The organism is Candidatus Desulfolinea nitratireducens (assembly GCF_982879505.1).
Genome location: NZ_CEYOSI010000137.1, coordinates 1 through 1,352, shown reverse-complemented (window position 1 = coordinate 1,352; position 1,352 = coordinate 1). Strand labels below are relative to the sequence as shown.

1 protein-coding gene is annotated in these 1,352 nt (G+C 44.8%); it reads right to left on the bottom strand.

The window, feature by feature from the left end; all coding sequences use genetic code 11:
* On the bottom strand, window positions 1-946 hold a 946-nt coding region (locus AC3DOM_RS12050), incomplete at its 3' end, for a response regulator (RefSeq protein WP_487919294.1).
* Window positions 947-1,352: the final 406 nt, after the last annotated feature.

Below are 1,352 nucleotides of genomic sequence, written 5' to 3'. Positions count from 1 at the left end.
TTACCTTTTCGCTCTGGACGGTAAGCGCGCCGAGAATATCGCCTTTGGCGATCAGCGGTAAGGCCATCTCGGAGCGAGTTTCCTGAAGGAAAGGGCTGTTCGAGTGATTTTCATTGTCAGCCACATCTGCAGAAAATTCTCCCTTGTGATTGCGGACGGCAATCCCAATCATCGAATCGCCATCTACAGCCAGACGATAATTTGACTCGATCAGGCTGGTTCCTGCCTCGCCATAACCAGCCTGAAGAATTGCCCATTCTTTGTTTTTATCTAAAAGAAAGATGCCTGAGTAATAAAATTCGTATTCTTTACAAATGATATCAACAGTGGTTTGGAGAAGCTCATCAAGATCAAGGATGGAAGTGATATTATGTCCGACAGTGGCAGCAGCTTTTAGGAGGCGTTGATGGCGTTGCATATCGGCGATGACATGTTTGTTTTGCTGGTCGAGAAATTTATTTTGCTCGGCCATTTTGGTCAGTTGATGAACTTTCTTTTCGAGGTGCTCAACCAATTCCTGTTGATATTCTTTGCGATGATGATCTGCCTCTTTGGCAAATTCCTGCTTGCCATTCAAATATTCTTCGATCTCATTTTGAAAGGTGTCAATATCGATTGGCTTGGTCATAAAGCCAATACAACCCGCCACAAGAGCACGTTCACGCGCTCCGGCTGTAACATCGGCGGTCAGCGCTACCATTGGGGTATTGGGAAGCGAGTTTTTTAGCCGTGTGGCGACCTCTCTTCCACTAAGATCAGGAAGGTTAATATCGAGAAGGATCAGGTTTGGGCGGGTATTAATCGCAAGGTCGATTCCGTCGATGGGGTTATCTGCTTCGAGGAGAATATAATCCCGTTCAAGTAACCGCCGAACGAGCATGAGAGATTCTTCTGAATCTTCGATATAGAGTATTTTGGGAAGTTTTTTTGGATCTATTTCCGTCATTACACACCTGGATTCTATTCAGGTGAATTATAACTGTTTTAGGGGTGAATGAGTTTGCAATGTGGAAAGGGGGGAGAAAATGATTCACTACAATATTAAATTTTCTTGGATATAAAGCGTATTTTAGCCATCCCCCCTGTAGTCCCCCCTCCCATAATTTGGATGGGGGACAGTTTTAGTTGGGGTTGTGGAACGTCTTTACCGTTCCACAACCCCAAAATAACATTCCTCCCCCGCCAAAAAAACCTGGATTAACCACTTTATAGGTCTGGCGGGGGAGGGCAGGGTGGGGGTAATACGCACCACTGTTAAAAATTAATATCAATCCCAAAGAGTAGATATGGGTGTATTAAGCTGCTCTTCTAATTTTTTGGCTCGATTCCGACTTTTCGCTGTGGGTCCTCAC